This is a genomic window from Amycolatopsis sp. lyj-109, assembly GCF_046548995.1.
Lineage (GTDB): Bacteria > Actinomycetota > Actinomycetes > Mycobacteriales > Pseudonocardiaceae > Amycolatopsis.
In genome coordinates, this window is record NZ_JAJPWR010000010.1 from 303549 (window position 1) to 319166 (window position 15618).

The 15618-nt window shown below is 70.0% G+C and carries 14 protein-coding genes; 3 read left to right on the forward strand and 11 right to left on the reverse strand.

Translation table 11 applies throughout. From position 1 onward, the window contains the following. The 7 genes from ACLJQF_RS24125 to ACLJQF_RS24155 form a co-directional block, all read right to left on the reverse strand. Positions 1-930, reverse strand: a complete 930-nt coding sequence (locus tag ACLJQF_RS24125; protein WP_410611786.1) for an ABC transporter permease — start codon at positions 928-930, stop codon at positions 1-3. Continuing rightward, entirely contained in the window at positions 927-1928 is a 1002-nt protein-coding gene (locus ACLJQF_RS24130) for an ABC transporter permease (protein WP_410611787.1), read from the reverse strand. Before ACLJQF_RS24130 ends, ACLJQF_RS24125 begins: the two co-directional genes overlap by 4 nt. An 86-nt stretch (positions 1929-2014) precedes the next feature. Continuing rightward, positions 2015-3694, reverse strand: a complete 1680-nt coding sequence (locus ACLJQF_RS24135) for an ABC transporter substrate-binding protein (protein WP_410611789.1) — start codon at positions 3692-3694, stop codon at positions 2015-2017. 327 nt (positions 3695-4021) lie between these two features. After that, on the reverse strand, positions 4022-4510 hold the full coding sequence (locus tag ACLJQF_RS24140; protein ID WP_410611859.1) for a uridine kinase: 489 nt from the start codon (positions 4508-4510) through the stop codon (positions 4022-4024). A 52-nt stretch (positions 4511-4562) separates the two neighbouring features. Next, positions 4563-4997 (reverse strand): DUF2304 domain-containing protein, encoded by a 435-nt coding sequence (locus ACLJQF_RS24145; RefSeq protein ID WP_086849741.1) that lies wholly within the window; start codon positions 4995-4997, stop codon positions 4563-4565. Positions 4998-5010: 13 nt separating this feature from the next. After that, a complete protein-coding gene (locus tag ACLJQF_RS24150) occupies positions 5011-5712 on the reverse strand; it encodes a glycosyltransferase family 2 protein (RefSeq protein ID WP_410611861.1) in 702 nt (233 codons plus the stop codon). Between the two features lie 59 nt (positions 5713-5771). Then, positions 5772-7727 carry a DUF6541 family protein gene (locus tag ACLJQF_RS24155; protein ID WP_410611791.1) on the reverse strand — a complete coding sequence of 652 codons (1956 nt, stop codon included), beginning with the start codon at positions 7725-7727 and terminating at the stop codon, positions 5772-5774. 179 nt (positions 7728-7906) lie between these two features. Here ACLJQF_RS24155 and ACLJQF_RS24160 point away from each other — a divergent pair, with 179 nt between their 5' ends. Next, positions 7907-9967 carry a DUF6541 family protein gene (locus ACLJQF_RS24160; RefSeq protein ID WP_410611792.1) on the forward strand — a complete coding sequence of 687 codons (2061 nt, stop codon included), beginning with the start codon at positions 7907-7909 and terminating at the stop codon, positions 9965-9967. A gap of 147 nt (positions 9968-10114) precedes the next feature. On the opposite strand, the gene ACLJQF_RS24165 is transcribed toward ACLJQF_RS24160, so the two are convergent. Together ACLJQF_RS24165 and ACLJQF_RS24170 are read right to left on the reverse strand one after the other, a co-directional pair. Next, the gene (locus ACLJQF_RS24165; RefSeq protein ID WP_410611794.1) at positions 10115-11413 is read right to left on the reverse strand and encodes a hypothetical protein; all 1299 of its coding nucleotides are present in this window, start codon (positions 11411-11413) and stop codon (positions 10115-10117) included. Then, positions 11410-12429, reverse strand: a complete 1020-nt coding sequence (locus ACLJQF_RS24170; RefSeq protein ID WP_410611795.1) for a glycosyltransferase family 2 protein — start codon at positions 12427-12429, stop codon at positions 11410-11412. Before ACLJQF_RS24170 ends, ACLJQF_RS24165 begins: the two co-directional genes overlap by 4 nt. 84 nt (positions 12430-12513) lie before the next feature. Here ACLJQF_RS24170 and ACLJQF_RS24175 point away from each other — a divergent pair, with 84 nt between their 5' ends. Beyond that, a complete protein-coding gene (locus tag ACLJQF_RS24175; RefSeq protein WP_410611797.1) occupies positions 12514-13611 on the forward strand; it encodes a UDP-N-acetylglucosamine 2-epimerase in 1098 nt (365 codons plus the stop codon). Between the two features lie 48 nt (positions 13612-13659). Here the strand turns inward: ACLJQF_RS24175 and recR are convergent, their stop codons facing one another. Together recR and ACLJQF_RS24185 are read right to left on the reverse strand one after the other, a co-directional pair. Then, positions 13660-14256 carry a recombination mediator RecR gene (recR, locus tag ACLJQF_RS24180; protein ID WP_410611799.1) on the reverse strand — a complete coding sequence of 199 codons (597 nt, stop codon included), beginning with the start codon at positions 14254-14256 and terminating at the stop codon, positions 13660-13662. Between the two features lie 5 nt (positions 14257-14261). Then, positions 14262-14621 carry a YbaB/EbfC family nucleoid-associated protein gene (locus tag ACLJQF_RS24185; protein ID WP_013230627.1) on the reverse strand — a complete coding sequence of 120 codons (360 nt, stop codon included), beginning with the start codon at positions 14619-14621 and terminating at the stop codon, positions 14262-14264. Positions 14622-14699: 78 nt separating this feature from the next. Between ACLJQF_RS24185 and ACLJQF_RS24190 the strand changes: the two genes are divergently transcribed. After that, the gene (locus tag ACLJQF_RS24190) at positions 14700-15563 is read left to right on the forward strand and encodes an N-acetylmuramoyl-L-alanine amidase (RefSeq protein ID WP_410611800.1); all 864 of its coding nucleotides are present in this window, start codon (positions 14700-14702) and stop codon (positions 15561-15563) included. The last annotated feature ends 55 nt before the right edge of the window (positions 15564-15618 follow it).

Consider the following 15618-nt stretch of genomic DNA (forward strand, 5'->3'; position numbering starts at 1 on the left):
TCACCGCCTGTTCTTCGGGTCGAGGGCTTCGCGGAGGGACTCGCCGAGCAGCGTGAACCCGAGCGCCACCACGATGATCGCGATGGCCGGGTAGTACGCGAGCTCCGGCCGGACGTCGAGGAACTGCCGGGCCGCGCGGCTCAGCATGATGCCCCACTCCGCCCGGTTCGGGTCCGGGTCGCCCAAGCCGAGGAACGACAGCGCCGCGGCTTCGAGGATGGCGGTGGCCAGGGTCAGCGTCGCCTGCACGATGACCGGGCCCAGCGAGTTCGGCAGCATGTGCCGGAACACGATGGACGTCCGCTTCACACCGAGCGACGTCGCGGCGAGCACGTGATCGCTGCTGCGTTGCACCAGCATGGAACCGCGCAGCAGCCGGGCGAAGATCGGCACGCCGATCATCGACACGGCCAGGATCACCGTCCACTGGCTGGGCTTCTGGAACAGCGCCGCCACCGAAATGGCCAGCAGCAGCGAAGGCACCGACAGCATGACGTCGACCAGTCGCATGAGGACGGTGTCGACCCAGCCGCCGAACGCGCCGGCCAGCCCGCCGATGAGGACGCCGACCAGCACGCCGATCACCGTGGCCAGCACGCCGACCAGCAGCGTCTGCTGGGCGCCGACGAGCAGCCGCGAGAGGTAGTCGCGGCCGAAGTCGTCCACGCCGAGCGGGAAACCGGGCTGGGCACCGGGGATGATGCCCTGGCCGAGGGAAACCTTGTCCTGCAGGTAGCGCTCGTAGGGGTCCTTCGGCGCAAGGAGCGGCGCAAAGATCGCCACCAGGAGGAACAGCGCGGTGATCACGCCGCCGGTGATGGCCACCGGGCTGCGCAACATCCGCCGCAGCGCTTCGGCGCCGAGGCTGTGCCCGGACGCCGACGCGAGCTTGTCGATCGGTTCCTTCTTCTTGTTCAGCAGAGTGTTCATCGCACACGCACCCTCGGGTCGATGATCCCGTACGAGACGTCGACCAGCATGTTCACCAGCACGTACACCAGTGCCCCGAACAGCAGCAGCGCCTGCAGCCGGGGGTAGTCACGTCGTTCGATCCCTTCGGCCAGCAGGAAGCCGAGGCCACGGAAGTTGAACACCCGCTCGGTCAGCACCGCGCCGCCGAGCAGCGCGCCGGTCTGCAGGCCGATGGTGGTGACCACCGGGAGCAAGCCGTTGCGCAGCACGTGCCGCCGTCGCACCACCGACTGGGTCAGGCCCTTGGAGTGGGCCGTGCGGATGAAGTCCTCGTTGAACACCTCGAGCACCGAGGCGCGGGTGATCCGGGTGATCACCGCCAGCGGGATGGTGGCCAGTGCGAACGCGGGCAGGATGAGGTGCAGGATGGCGTCCCAGACCGCGTCCCACTCGCTGGTCATGATGCCGTCGAGGACGGCGAAGTTGGTGATGGAAGTGGCGTCGAGCCCGGCCGTCTGCCGTCCCTGCGACGGCAGGCCCAGCGGCCCGGCCAGCAGGTCCTGCATCATGTAGCCGAGGAAGAACACCGGCACCGCGACCCCGACCAGGGTCAGCAGGATGATCACGTTGTCGGCGACGCCGCCGCGGTAGCGGGCCGAGAGGTAGCCCGCCGGAATGCCGATGGCCACCGCGACGATCATCGCGCAGATGCCCAGCTCGATGGTGGCGGGCAGGTACGTGCCGATCTCGCCCATCACCGGCTGGCTGGAGACCAGCGAACTGCCGAAGTCACCGGTGATCGCGCGGCCGAGGAACTTGAAGTACTGGATGATGACGGGCTGGTCGAGCCCGAGCACGTGGTTGAGGTTGGCGATCTTCTCCGGCGTCGCCTTGTCGCCCAGCAGGGCCGCCGCGGGGCCGCCGGGCAAGGCGCGCAGCCAGGCGAAGATCAGGATGGACAGGATGAGCAGCGTCGGGATCGCTTGTAGCAGCCGACGCACGAGAAAACGGAGCACTTGCAGTCCTTAGGTGGCAGCCCGCTGAGTACGGAACATGGGGTGGGCGCGGTAGCACCCACCCCATGCCTCGCAAAGTGGAACCGTCAGTTGACAGTCACGGTGTTGAACCGCTCGTCGGTCAGCGGGCTGGCGACCAAGCCCTTGACCTTCGGGCCGACCACGATCGCGGGCGGGCCGTAGGAGATCGGGATGGACGGCAGGTAGTCCATGATCTGCTTGTTGACTTCCTGGTACGCCTTGGCGTGCGCGTCGCCGGCGGGCGAAGCGTCCGCGGCGGCGAGCGCCTGGAACAGCTGCGGGTTGTCGAACCCGAACTCCTTCTTCGTGCGGCCGAAGAAGGTGCCGACGAAGTTCCCGGCGTCGTTGTAGTCACCGGTCCAGCCGAGCAGGTGGAGGTCGTGGTAACCGAACTTCTGGACGTCGTCCTTGTAGCCACCGTTCCACGGCTTGGCGACCGGCTCGATCTTGATGCCGATGGCCTTCAGGTCCTCCGAGAACGAGGTGAAGACGTCCGCCGGGTTCGGCATGTACGGCCGGGTGACCTCGGTCGGGTAGTAGAACTTCAGCGTCAGGTTCGTCGCCCCGGCCTCCTGGAGCAGCTGCTTCGCCTTCTCCGGGTTGTACGGGTACTTGGTGACCTCGTCGGTGTAGCCGGAGATCGTCTTGGGCACGAACTCGGAGGCCACCTCGGCGCCCTCGGGCAGCTTGCTCTTGACGAACTGCTCGCGGTTGATGCCGTAGGCGATCGCCTGGCGGACCTTGACGTTCTTCAGCTTCTCGCCGGCCGGACCGGACTGGTTGATGCCCAGGTAGAGCACGTTGAACGGCGGGCGGACCAGCACCTGCTCGCCCTCGTTGCGCAGCAGGCCGTAGTCGGCGGGCGCCGGGAAGTCGTAGCCCTGGATGTCGCCGGCCTTGAGCGCCTGCTTGCGGGCGTTCTCGTCCGGGATCACCTTGAAGATCAGCTTGTCGAGCTTGGCCGTCTGGGTCGGGCTGGTGTCGTTCTTCGACAGGGTGATCTCACCCTTGCCCTGGTCCCAGCTGTCGAACTTGAACGGGCCGGTGCCGACCGGGTGCTTGTTCGCGTACTCGCTGTAGGTGAACGAGTCACCGGACTGGGTGACCTCGTCCGACTTGTACTGCTGGAGCGCGGTCGGGCTCTGGATCGCGAACGACGGCAGGGTGAACGCGGCCGGGAACGCGCCCTTGGCCTTGTTCAGGTTCACGACCGCGGTCGCCGGGTCCTTGACCTCGCAGCTCTTGTAAACCGGGTCGCTGTAGTCGGTGCTCTCGTTCTTGGCGAACCCGCCGAAGACGTCGGCGTAGTAGATCATCTGGCTCTGGGCGGCGGCGCCCTTCATGTTGTACCAGCGGTCGAAGTTGAAACAGACCGCCTTCGCGTCGAACGCGCTGCCGTCCGAGAACTTCACGCCCTGCTTGAGCGAGAAGGTCCAGGTCTTGCCTTCGTTGCTCTGCTCCCACTTCTCGGCCAGCGAGGCCTCGAGGTCGGCGGTGCCGGGCTTGTTCTGGATCAGCGTGTCGTAGATCTGGCGCGTGACCCGGAAGGTTTCACCCTCGTCGTTGAAAATCGGGTCGAACATCTTCGGGTTACCTGCCGTCCCGAAGATCATCGTCCCTCCCGTACCACCCCCCGCGCCTTCTTCGCGCTTGGATTCCGCACACGCGGACAGCGAAACCGCGAGCGCGCCGGCGAGCCCGATCAGGGCCACGCGGCGTGTTCGGGTCAGCCGCAATTGCTGCATCTGGCACCCCTTGGGAGATGTTCGGGTTCAAAGTCACCGTCCGGTCGGTCAGGAACTCGACGGACGATCGGTGTGCCCGCCGACACTAGCGGGAACTCGGCCCGCACTTAAGCACGTGAGGTTACGATCGCGCTACGTGGACGTCGATTTGACCGCAATGTGTCCGTAAATCACGACAGAATGTGACCATTTACCGGACTTGACTGCGCCGAGTACCTGATCCATGACTCAGATGGCGGTACCGACATTGGTCCACTCGTGTATCCGACTACGGAACGCTTGATCGATCCGGAGCGGCTCGGACACGGTGCGTGACCGCTCGGTCTCCTACGAAAGTCGGGTCCCGGCGGCTTCGGCGGTGCCGTCGACGGCGAACCAGCCACGCTCGAACCGTTGCCACCGCGCCAATTCGGCCCGTGCGGCCGCGCCGTCCCGGCCGACCGTCCTGGCCAGCCGCTCGGCCGCGGAGCCGCCGGAGAGCCAGCACAGGCCGGAAAGCAGGGGTCTTACCGAAGTCCGGCCGCTCGAAACGCCCTCCAGCACCAGGACGTCCGGCACCGCCACCCGGACGAGCTCACCCGGCCGGGGCGCCCCGGTGGACCAGTCCATCCGCCGGTACGCCCCCGCGACGCCTTCGCCCAGCGGACGCAGGACACCGCCGACCAGCCTGGGCCACCACGAAACCGGGTCGTCCCACGTCGCGAAGGCGTCCGTGCTCACCAGGGCTGTCCGGCACCCGCGGGCGGTCAGGCCGGCGACGACCAGGGCGGCCAGCGTGGACTTGCCGGCGCCCGACGGGCCGTCGATGGCCAGCACCCGCACCCGGCCCAGCCGCGCGGGGGCGGCGAGCAGGGCTTCGATCAGCGCGTCACTTGCTGACGCGCTCGACCTCCGGAAGCCCTTTGACGTCGTCGGGAGCCGCCGTCTTCGCCTCCAGCTCGGCAATGCGGCTCGCCAGCTCGCGGCGGGTGTCCTCGAGTTCGCAGCGCAGCAACGCGATCTCCTCGACCGACGTGCGCACCTCCTCCTCGAGGTGCCCGGTCTCGGTGGACAGGTGCAGCGACACCAGCGCCAGCACGACGCCGGCGAGGAGGAAGACGAAGTTCGACGGGGTTTCCACCCCGGTCAGCCCGGCGAGGAACTTCGCGGCCGCCGGGATCGCGGCCAGCACCACGACACCGATGGCGACGATCAGCCACACGCCCGCGTACTTCTCACGCAGCTTGCGCCGCCGCATCATCTCGAGGACGACGAACAGCACGACGCAGGCGACGACGATACTGAGGACGCGCCAACCTTCCATCTTCCCGAGCTCCTTATGCCGAGTCTGAGGAGTCGACCGCGGGGCGGCGGCGGACCAGCGCGAGCAGCAGCGCGAGCCCGGCGCGGCCCAGGTAGACGGCCGACTTGACGGGCGAGTGGCTGGGCGTGCCGCCCGCGCGCTCGCGCATGATGACCGGGATCTCCTTGATGGTCAGTTCGGCCCGGATGGCCATGACCAGCGATTCGACCGTGTCGCCGAGGTACTCGGCCGGGTAGTAACCGGCGAACAGCCGGATCGCGCGCGGCCCCATCGCCTTGAAGCCCGACGTGACGTCGGTGAGCCGGGTCTTCGCCAGCCGCGAGAACACGAGCGACAGCGCGACCATGGCGTACTTGCGCGGCCCGCTGGCCTTGTAGGCGCCCTTGCCGGCGAACCGCGAACCGATCACGATGTCCGCGTCGTCGAGGCCGCGCAGCAGCGCGTCGAGCTCGTCCGGGTCGTGCTGGCCGTCGGCGTCCACCTGCACGACGACGTCGTACCCGCGGGCGGCGGCGTAGCGGAAGCCGGTGCGCATCGCGCCGCCGACCCCGAGGTTCACGGCGAGCCGGGCCACCTCGGCACCCGCGGCGCGGGCCAGCTTGGCGGTGTCGTCCACCGAGCCGTCGTCGACGACCAGCAGATCACCGTTCGGGAGGGCCCGCTTCACCTGCTCGATGACCGACGCGACGCTCGCCGACTCGTTGAGGGCGGGCATCACGATGAGCACACGGCGGTTGGTCACCGGGGTCACTGACACGCGATCACTTTAGCCTTTCACTGCCCGTGACCGGCCGCGGACCCGGGTGCGGCGCCCGCCGCCACGACATCCTGCTGTCCCGCGATCTCGTAGATCGAGGCACCGGCGTTGCGATAGACCAGCTTGAACCCGGGCGTGGTGTCCAGGTACAGCAGGCCGGCATCGTTGCGCTGGTCGGGGACGGCGTTGCCCCGGCCGACGAAGGCGTACCGGACCTTGAGCTCCCGCAGGATCTGCCGGGCCTTCTGGTTGTACTCCAGCCGGTTCGCGAACGCGCTGACGTAGCCGACGTCGCTGGTGGGCGGGGCGCCGTAGTAGTTCCACTGGGTCGGCTGCACCCCCTGCAGCGCGTACATCCAGACCGACCCGTCGAGGCGGTCGTTCAGCACGCGCTCACCGGGCACCGTGTGCTGCGCCAGCCAGGCGAACGCCGTCTCCTCGTCCGCGCTCACCGCGGGGAAGCCGCGGTAGGCGATGTTCACGTGGACGGAGTTGAGGTACACGTACCCGCGGCTGAACCCGCCGATCACGGCGGCCAGCAGCACCACGCCGGCCAGCACGGGCGCGGCCGGGTGCAGCTTCGGCAGCCGGGGCCGGACCTTTGCCGCGAACCACGCCGTCACGGTGTGGACGAACTCGCCGAAACCCACCGCGCCGATCATCGGCAGCAGCGCGGCGAGCCGGTAGTTGTCGTTGTAGAACGGCCCGCTCAGCAGGTGGACCAGGCGGTTTTCCATGGAGACCGTCGCCGCGTACAAGCCGCCGAGGACGACGTACGCGGCGATCAGCCAGACCATCCGCCGCTGCCGGGCCAGCAGGAAGATGCCGGCGATGGCGGGCAGGCCGATCCACCACTGCGGGAAGCTCGCCATCGGCGAGAAGGTGACCGTCTGCCCGACCGCACCGGTCATGGTCGCCGCGTTCGCCCAGACCGCGGACGTGACGCCGCCGGCGTTGTAGAGCGAGGGCAGCACCTGGGGCAGGCCGAGCCCGGCGGCGAGCAGCGCGGCCGCGACCAGCGACGGCCAAGCGCGCCGCCAGTCGACCGGCTCGAACTTGAAGAGCACGGCGGCCAGGATCAGGACGCAGTAGACGGCGAGGACGAACACGACGCTCGTGTGCAGCGCCGCCAGGCCCGCGACGCCGATCCCCACGGCGAGCGGTCCGGTGGCCCCGCCCGGCTCGAGCAGCAGGCGGACCACCGCGAGCATGGCCGGGACCAGGGCGACGCCGGCGGCGTACGGCCAGACCGGGCCGTGCCAGAACAGGTCGTAGGGGAACGAGGTGAAGCAGGCGGAAGCCGCGGCGGCCGCGGCGGCCGTCACCGCCGGCAGCCGCCACGCGCGGCACATCGCGGCCACGCCGAGCGGCACCGCGAAGGTGACGGCGATCGACGCGAAGTTCAGCAGCGGCATCACGGTCAGCCCGCCCTTGCCGAAGAGCAGGGCGAGCAGCGCGTGGTAGGTGTCGGGGTAGAAGTAGTGGGTCTCACCCGGCAGGTTCGCGATGGTGCCGATGGTCGACGGGCGTGCGTCACCGCGCTCGGCGATCCAGCGGACGAGGTTCGCGTGGAACGCGGCGTCCCAGTCCTGGTTGACCGTGCCCGGCGTGGGGATGCCACGCAGCACCGTGAGCGCGCCGACCGCCATGCCGGCGGCGACGCCGAGCGCCGTGAAGGCGTGCGCGCGCCACGACCACCGCGGGCGCTCGCTTTCGGGCGCGGGCCGTCGGGTGAACCGCGCCACGGCCCAGGTGATCGCGAAGCCGAGAGCCGACACCACGAGCGTCCACAGTGTCACCGAGAGCGCTGTCCACCGGATGCCCGTGCCGCCGAGCAGCGGGATGCCGAGGGCCACGATCCCGAACGTGAGCACCGGCGCCGCCGCGCCGAGCGTCCAGCCGCGAAGGCCGATCGCCGCTCCGAAAACCGCACCCGGCAGCCAGAATGCGGCCAGAATGAGCAGAAAACCCATTCTCCCACCCCATTTCCGCCGTAGCCCGTCCCAGGAACGGCCGCGCGCCGCGGTGAACACCGTTCGCGAGGCCGCGGCCACGCTACCGCGCACGTCAGCTCGCTGGTCACCCGCGTCCTGGGCGGACCGCGGTCACCCATAGACTCCGGGCGTTGGCGGCTTTGTTGATCGGAGAAAGCATGCTGTCCGAAGCTGTCCGGCTGGCTGTGGGCATCCTCGTGGTTCTGCTCCCGGGATTCTCGATCCTCGTGGTCACCGGCGTACGAGAACGGTTGTGGCTCGCGGGCCTTTCGGCCCCGTTGACCACCGGGTTCGTCCTGCTGGTGTCGCTGTTCACCGGCGTCACCGGGCTCCGCTTCGGCCTGCTGACCGCGGCTGTCACGCTCGTGGTCGTCCTGCTCGTGCTCGGCGGGGTGCGGTGGCTGGTCCGCCGCCGTCGCGCGGCCACCGAGCCGGTCGAGCCCGGCGAAGACCCGCGGCTGCGCACCCTGACCGGACGAGCCGGGCTCGCCGCGCAGGTGCTGGGCGCGCTCATCGCCGTGGCCGGGGTCGGCCTCGGCGTCCGCATGTGGCACAAGGGCCTCGGGTCGTGGCAGACGCCGACCCAGGAGCACGACACCGTCACGCACGCCGTGCTGACCGCCTTCACGCACTTCACCGGCAAGGCGGCGCCGTGGCAGATCCTGCCGATCGACGTCGTGCACGACACCAACGTCCAGTTCTACCCGCCCGGTTTCACCGACATCAGCGCGCTGCTCACCGACATCTTCGGCGACACGATGCTGTCCCTGAACCTGGTGACCGTCGTCTTCTCGGTGGTCGTGCTGCCACTGTCGGTGGCCGCGTTCACCGCGGCGGTGCTCCGCCACGGCCGGCTGGGCCGCGGCTGGGTCGAGCTCGGCGCCGGCGTCGCCGCGCTGGTCTCCGTGCAGCTGTACCGCCCCGGCATCGCCTTCGCCCACGACGGCGGCGTCCTGCCGAACGCGGCCGCGATGACGCTGATGCCCGGGCTCGTCGCCGTGATGCTGGTGATCGGCAAGCGCAACTGGGGTCGCGCGGTGCTGGTCGGCGTCGGCGCCGCGGGCGCGTTCAACGTGCACCCGAGCGCGCTGACCTCGATCGCGCTGACGACGATCGCGGGCCTGATCGGCCTGCTGTTCACCAAGGCGGGCCGGCTCGCCTTCGTCCGCGCGCTGCTGCCGCTGGTGCTGGCGGGCGTGGTCGCCGTCGTCCTCATCGTCCCGGACGTGCTGGCGCTGCTGTGGCTCGGCAACGGCTCCGTGGTCGACGCGCCGGCCAACATCCGCGGCACGCAGCTGGGTGCGTCGTTCGAGCTGGTCGCCCGGCTGCCGTACGGCGGCTGGTTCGACCCGAGCGGCACGATGGGCCAGCTGGTGCTCGGCCTGCTGGGCCTGGCCGGGGTCGTGGCCGCGCTGCTGTCGCGGCGCGCGTGGCCGCTGCTGACGGCCTGGCTGTTCTGGGCGACGGTCATGGTGAGCTTCCACTTCTCGCCCAACTCGGGCTTCGGCGCGATGATCGGCCGCTACTACTACCGGGTCGCCAACCGCCTCGACACCCACGTCTACCTGCTGATCCCGCCGTTGGCGGGGGTCCTGTTCGTGACGCTGGGGCTGTTCGTCGTCGCGGTTCAGAAGCGCAATCCGGTTCCGGTGCGGTTCCGGCCGGCGGTGGCGTACGGGCTGATCGTGGTGCTGCTCGGCGCGCTGACGGTGACGTCGTTCCGCGCCTACATGAACACCGGCGCGCTGTCGCTGAGCCAGCGCTACGCGGCCCCGCAGTTCGTCCGCTACGACGCGGCGGACGACGCGGCGGCGAAGTGGCTGCACGAGCACGCGGCCCCGGGCGAGACGATCCTCAACAACGCGAACGACGGCTCGACGCTGTTGTACGTGGACTACGACCTGCCGATCCTCAACATCGTCCCGGACGGCCACAGCCCGATCCAGGACAACATCACGCTGCTGGCGATGTTCAACTACTACCCGGAGGACGCCGAGGTCCAGAGCATCCTGCGGGCGAAGAACGTCCACTGGGTGTATGTGGACACCTCGGCCCCGACGGTCGGCACGGACGGCCACCACTGGACGGGCAAGCTGACGTACAGCCTGGCGCCGGGGTTGAGCAGGCTGGCGGGCCTGCCGGGCCTGACGAAGGAGTTCAGCTCGGGCACGGTCAGCGTGTACCGGCTGGACCTGCCGCAGACCCCGCCCCGAGGCTGACGCTCGGCCCCGGCTGGACTTCTGCCGCGGCTGGACTTCTGCCCCGGCTGGACTTCTGCCGCGGCTGGTCGTGAGTGGTATTGAGGGTTCTAACCCTAATTACCACTCACGACAATCCCGGTGACCGGCGGTCGTGCGGGAGGAGCGTCAGGCGGCTTCCGGGCCGGACTCGACCGGCTCCGGGGCCCGCCGCAGGACGAACGCGAGCACCACGGCCAGGCCCAGCGTCGGCGCCACCGCCAGCGCGATCACCGCGCGGAACACCGTGTCGCCCGGCAGGAACAGCAGCACCAGCGAGGCGGTGCCGGTGACGACCGCCCAGGTCGCCAGCACGAGCTTCGCCTGCGTACGCGCCACGAGCACCGCCGTGAGCAGCTGCATCGGCACCAGCAGCACCGACGACCAGACGAGCCCGGCCACCGACCAGCCGTCGATGTCGTAACGGGGGCCGCTGACGAACCGGACCGCCCACGGCCCGATCCACATCCCGACCAGGGCGCCGACCGCGGCGAGGACCAGCGCGGCGCCGGCACCGAGAGCCAGTACGCGGCGCAGCTTGTGGCGGCCCTCCTCCGTCACCGACAGCCGGACGACGAACGGCACGGCCAGCGACTGCACCGGCCCGATCAGCGTCAGAGGCAGCCGCGCGATGACCAGGGCCGCGAACAGCGAACCGACGCGGTCGCCGTCGCCGCCCGGGGCCAGCAGGCCGACCAGCGCCGGGTAACCGGTGATGACGGCCGCCGTCAGGGCCGCGCCGACCAGCAGCATGCCCATCCGGCGGGACGTGACGCCCCAGCCGTCGCCCTCGACCCGGAAGTCGAGCAGCTGCCGGGCCGGGCGCGCGAACAGCAGCCAGGCGAACGACCCGGCGGCGACCGCGATGGCCAGCGAAACGACGTTGTAGGCGGCCGAGACGAACAGGACACCCAGGATCAGCGCCCGGATCGCCGGCTCGGCCACCACGAGAAGTGAGAAGGCCTTCACCTTGTGCTGGCCGATGAGCAGCCCGCGCGTGCCGAACTGGCAGGCGAACGCGACCCCGCCGCACAGCACGATCAGCGCGAGCGACCAGTCGCCGCGGAAGAGCTTTTCGTTGACCGGCGGGATCAGCAGCGCGAGTGAGAACACGGCCGCGACGACCACGCCGACGGCGACCGCCCGCAGCGCCGGGCGGCCCGCCTTGCCGCCGTCGAGCGCGGCGACCGCCGACTGGCGTGAGAGCTCCTGCTCGAGCGGCGACAGCGTGCTGCCGAGGCCCATCACCAGGCCCCAGAAGGTGACGAAGATGGCGTATTCCGGCGGCGGCAGCAGCCGCTGGCAGGCGACCGTGAGCAGGTAGCCGAGGCCGATGGACACGATCAGCGAGCCGCCGAGGCTGCCCGCGGTCGCGCGCCCGCTGCGCGCGGGTGCCGGCGTGTCCACGGTGTCCGCCTCGGTGCTCATCGGCGGCGGAGCTGAGCGCGCACGGCCATCGCCAGTCCACGCAGGACACCGGCGCCGAACCCGCCGGCGAACACCGGCAGCAGCTTGGTGACCGCGCGGGCCTCGGGGCCGGTCGCGCCGCACTTCTTGACGACCTCGCCCGCCGCGACCGCGCCGAGCACACCGGCGGCCAGCGTCGTCTTCGGCTTCTTCGCGGCGAAGACCAAGCCGACGACCCCGGCGGCGAGGGCGCCGAACAGCGCGTTGCGCGCCGGGCCGGGCGAGGCGATGTAGGAGTCCACGTAGGTCGTGCCGCGGAAATAGGCCTGCTGCGTGAACTTCTTGAACGAGTCGCGCCCGTTGTAGGTCGCCGACAGCTCCGGGGCCAGCCAGATCCGCTCGCGCTCGGCGATCCAGCGCAGCATGCGGGTGTCGTCGCTGGCGAAGCGGAGGTCGTCGAACAGCGACGCGAACGCCGTCACCGAGCCCTCGAGGAGGCCGCGGCGGGCGCAGAAGAACGTCGTCCCCTTCGGGTAGACGTCGAACTCGTCGAGGCCGTACGACATCAGCCGCGGGTTCGCGCAGTACTTGCGCCAGGGCACCTTGACCAGGCCGGCCATGAAGCCGGCGTACGGGTTGTGCTCGGACGCGACGTTGATGTGGCCGTTCCAGACCGCGCGCTCGGGGTGCTCCACGAGCTGGTCGCGCAGGAAGGTCAGGGTGTGCTCGTCGACGATGACGCGGCTGTCGAGCAACGCGATCCACTCGCCGGACGACTTGGCGATGCCGGCCCGCCGCGCCTCGAACCGGCCGGAGTTGGCCTGGGAGAGGACGGTGATGCCGTGGCGTTCGCGCAGGTCGTCGAGGCGGGACGGCGTGCCGTCGGTGCTGCCGTCGTCGACCACGACGACCTCGATCGGCCAGCTCGCGGCCGATGCCGAAGCGAGCAGCGCGCCGACACTGCGTTCGATCCAGTCCTGCTCGTTGTAGACCGGGATCACGACGCTGAGCGAGGGGAGGAGCGGGTTCGCACTCACCGTGCCGAGGCTACCCGGCGGCCCGCGCGCCGGGTCGGCCAGTATCCTTACGCCACCGCACCCGACCGGAAATGGGCTCCTCTGGTGATTTCCTTCATTCTCGGCACCACCGCGGAACTGATCAAGATCGCGCCGGTTTACCACGGGATCCGCGAGCGCGGGATGCGGCCGAAGATCTGGTTCACCGCCCAGCACGTCGACGAGGTCGCGGACGTACTGGCGGATCTGAACATGCCGGAGCCGGACGTCTGGCTGGTGCCGGAGGACAAGGCCCACAACCTCGAGTCGCCGGCCCAGGTCCCGGGCTGGGCCGCGCAGGTGCTGCGGACGGCGTGGAGCCGTCGCCACGAGCTGCGCGCCGCGCTGACCGAGGACGGCCGTCCCCCGCTGGTGCTGGTGCACGGCGACACGTTCACCACGCCGTACGGCTCGCTGATCGGCAAGCGGATCCTCAAGTCCCGCGTCGGGCACGTCGAGGCGGGCGCGCGGTCGGGCAGCATCCTCTCGCCGCTGCCGGAGGAGCTGAACCGCAAGATCGCGGCGAAGATCGTCGACATCCACTTCGCGCCGAGCATCCGCGAGGTCAACAACCTGCGCCACGCCCGCGGCGTGGTCGTCGACACCGAGGCGAACACCGCGATCGACGCGATGCGCCTGGCGATCAACCAGCCGCTGGACGTGCCGAACCTGCCGGAGAAGTTCGGCCTGGCCACGCTGCACCGCTTCGAGCTGGTCTCGCGCCCGGACAAGTACCGCGAGGCGCTGGAGATCCTGCGCGAGCAGAGCCGCAAGATGCCGATCCTGTACATGGCCGGCGCGCCGGAGCGCGAGAAGATCCGCGCCCTGGGCATCGGGAACATCTTCGACGACCAGTTCATCGTCCAGCCGAAGATGCGGTACCTGAAGTTCCTGCCGCTGGTGGCCCGCGCCGAGTACGTCGTCACCGATTCGGGTGGTCTTTCGGCGGAGTGCTACTACCTCGGCCTGCCGTGCGCGGTGCACCGCGAGCGCACGGAGACGCCGCAGCACCTCGGCGAGACGGTCGTGCTGACGGAAATGCGCGGCGACAAGCTGCAGAACTTCCTCGACACGTACCAGAACCGCCGCGGCGAGTCCTGGATGGACAAGTACCACCCGTCCGAGATCGTCGTCGACACGCTGGCGCAGCTCGGCTACTGCTAGTCGTGAGTGGTAATGAGGGTTAGAACCCTCATTACCACTCACGAGGCTTTAGAGCGCCCGGCGGCCCGACAGCGCGCGACCCAGCGTCAGCTCGTCCGCGAACTCCAGGTCACCGCCCATCGGCAGGCCCGACGCCAGCCGTGTCACGCTCAGGCCCGGGAAGTCCCTCAGCATCCTGACCAAGTACGTCGCCGTCGCCTCGCCCTCCGTGTTGGGGTCGGTGGCGATGATGATCTCCGCGATGTCCGCCTCGCCGATGCGCTTGAGCAGCTCGCGCATCCGCAGCTGCTCCGGGCCGATGCCCGACAGCGGGTCGAGCGCGCCGCCCAGGACGTGGTAGCGGCCCTTGAACTCGCGCGTGCGCTCGACCGCCAGGACGTCCTTCGGCTCCTCGACCACGCAGATGACCGTGAGGTCGCGGCGCTCGTCGCGGCAGATGCGGCACTTCGGGTGCTCGGAGACGTTGCCGCAGATCTCGCAGAACTGCACGCCCTCCTTGACCTTGCCGAGGACGTCCTGCAGCCGCGAGATGTCCGCCGGGTCCGCGGCCAGCAGGTGGAACGCGATCCGCTGGGCGCTCTTCGGCCCGACCCCGGGCAGCCGCCCGAGCTCGTCGATCAGGTCCTGGACGACACCTTCGTACAAGTTCGTCAGCCGCCGAAGCCGAGGCTGCCGAGGTCCGGCATGCCGCCACCGCCGCCGAGCCCGCCGGCCAGCGGGCCGAGCTTCTGCTCGGTGAGCTTCTGCGCGCTCGCCGACGCGTCGCGGACCGCCGCGACGATCAGGTCGGACAGCGTCTCGACGTCGTCCGGGTCGACCACCTTCGGGTCGATCTGCAGGCTCTTCAGCTGGCTGTCACCGGAGACGGTCGCGGTGACCAGTCCGCCGCCGGCGGTGCCGGTGACCTCGGTGTTGGCCAGTTCTTCCTGGGCCTCGACGAGCTTCTGCTGCATCTGCTGCGCCTGCTGCATCAGCTGGGAAAGGTCGAAGCCGCCGCCGGGTTGGGCCATGATCGCACTCGGTCCTCTCTGCACGCCTGTGTCCCCACCAGGGTAGTCGCGCCACGCGAAGTGCCGGGCTGTGGCACCGTGGTCGCCGTGCGACGCGCGACTGCCCCCCTGCTGCTGGCCGGTGCCCTCCTGCTCACCGGCTGCTCCGACGACGCTCCGGCGGCGCCCGCGCCGGCGGCCCCTGCCCCCGCTCCCGTGGTCACGCGGACGACCACCACACCCACGCCGTCACCGTCCCCCTCGTCGGTTACGTCGGTTGCACCGCCGTCGACGCCGTCGACGCCCTCGGAGGCCGGGAAGGTGGTCGTGCTGGATCCCGGGCACAACGGCGGGAACGGCGCCCACCCGGCGGAGATCAACCGCCAGGTGCCGGCCGGGCGCGGGCAGACCAAGCCGTGCAACACGACCGGCACCGCGACCAACGCGGGCTACCCGGAACACGCGTTCACCTTCGACGTCGCGCAACGGGTCGGGAAAGCGTTGGCGGACAAGGGAATCAAGGTCGTCTACACGCGACAGGACGACAACGGGGTCGGCCCGTGCGTCGATCGCCGCGCGGCGATCGGCAACGATGCGGACGCGGACGCGGTCGTCTCCATCCACGCCGACGGCTCGGAGGCAGCCGGGGCGAACGGCTTCCACGTGGCGTATTCGGCGCCGCCGCTGAACGCGGCGCAGGGAGAGCCGTCGACGCGGCTGGCGCAGACGCTGCGCGACACGATGCGCACGGGCGGCTTCAGCACCGCGAACTACATCGGCACGAACGGCCTGTCGGCTCGCGCGGACCTGGCCGGCCTCAACCTCTCGACCCGCCCGGCGGCGCTGGTGGAGTGCGGCAACATGCGCAACGCCACGGAGGCGGCCCGGATGACGAGCGCGGACGGCCGGCAGCAGTTCGCCACGGCCATAGCGGCGGCGATCGAGGCCTACCTGGCCTCCTGACCCCGCCGTGTCGTCCGTTCAATCACGCGAGTCGACCCTTCCCGCACGCCGACCG

Coding starts and splice junctions, on each gene's coding strand:
- ACLJQF_RS24125 (WP_410611786.1), bottom strand. CDS start 930: ATGAACACTCTGCTGAACAAGAAGAAGGAACCGATCGACAAGCTCGCG.
- ACLJQF_RS24135 (WP_410611789.1), bottom strand. CDS start 3,694: ATGCAGCAATTGCGGCTGACCCGAACACGCCGCGTGGCCCTGATCGGG.
- ACLJQF_RS24145 (WP_086849741.1), bottom strand. CDS start 4,997: ATGGAAGGTTGGCGCGTCCTCAGTATCGTCGTCGCCTGCGTCGTGCTG.
- ACLJQF_RS24150 (WP_410611861.1), bottom strand. CDS start 5,712: ATGCCCGCCCTCAACGAGTCGGCGAGCGTCGCGTCGGTCATCGAGCAG.
- ACLJQF_RS24155 (WP_410611791.1), bottom strand. CDS start 7,727: ATGGGTTTTCTGCTCATTCTGGCCGCATTCTGGCTGCCGGGTGCGGTT.
- ACLJQF_RS24160 (WP_410611792.1), top strand. CDS start 7,907: ATGCTGTCCGAAGCTGTCCGGCTGGCTGTGGGCATCCTCGTGGTTCTG.
- ACLJQF_RS24165 (WP_410611794.1), bottom strand. CDS start 11,413: ATGAGCACCGAGGCGGACACCGTGGACACGCCGGCACCCGCGCGCAGC.
- ACLJQF_RS24185 (WP_013230627.1), bottom strand. CDS start 14,621: ATGGCCCAACCCGGCGGCGGCTTCGACCTTTCCCAGCTGATGCAGCAG.